The following is a 750-nucleotide window of genomic DNA, read 5'->3' as shown; positions in this document are numbered from 1 at the left end:
GGCGGGTTTCGTCGCAGTGCAACACCGGGTGCTCCAGCAGCTTGTCGCGCATCAGGTTGAGTAGCGGCTGTAACAACTCGCCACTCTGGATCACCCAGCGCGCCAGGGTCTGGCGTGGGATGTCGACACCGTGGCGGCTGAGCATCTTCTCGAAGCGGTACAGCGGGATGCCGTCGGCGTACTTGGTGGTCAGCAGCATCGCCAGCACGCTGGGGCTGGCCAGGCTTTTTTCGATCAGTTGCGCCGGTTTGTCGGCGGTGACCGGCGCCGCTTCGCAGACCTTGCAGGCGTAGGTCTTGCGGATATGGCGGATCACCCGCACTTGCATCGGGATGATCTCCAGCTGCTCGCTGGTCTCCTCGCCGATCACCTGCTTGCAGGCGCCGCAGGCGCAGGTCAGTTCGTGGTCGGGCAGGTCGTGGATGACCTCGACACGCGGCAGGTTGGCCGGCAACGGCTTGCGCTTGCCACGGCGCTTGACCGGCGCAACGATTTCTTCGGCTTCGGCTTCGGCTTCGGCTTCGGCTTCGGCTTCGGCTTCGGCTTCGGCTTCGGCTTCGCTTGGCGCGGCGGCCGGCTCTTCGATCAGCTCTTCGGCCTCGTTGAACATGGCCAGCTGCGGTGAGTCGGTATCTTCAGGGCTGCGCTCGGACTTGGGCGAGAACAACTTGTGGCGCAGCAGAGCAACTTGTTCTTGGAGTTGCGCCACTTTTCCGTGCGCCAACAGCAACATCTGCTTGAGCAGGACGG

At 63.9% G+C, this 750-nt stretch carries 1 protein-coding gene; it reads right to left on the bottom strand.

All coding sequences use genetic code 11. The annotated features are described in order from the left end of the window. Positions 1–750 (bottom strand): transposase (locus G7020_RS23795; RefSeq protein ID WP_423835689.1); only part of this gene is annotated, 750 nt, incomplete at both ends.

This window comes from Stutzerimonas stutzeri (assembly GCF_013522825.1).
Taxonomy (GTDB): domain Bacteria; phylum Pseudomonadota; class Gammaproteobacteria; order Pseudomonadales; family Pseudomonadaceae; genus Stutzerimonas; species Stutzerimonas stutzeri_AK.
This window is presented reverse-complemented; position numbering and strand designations above follow the sequence as displayed.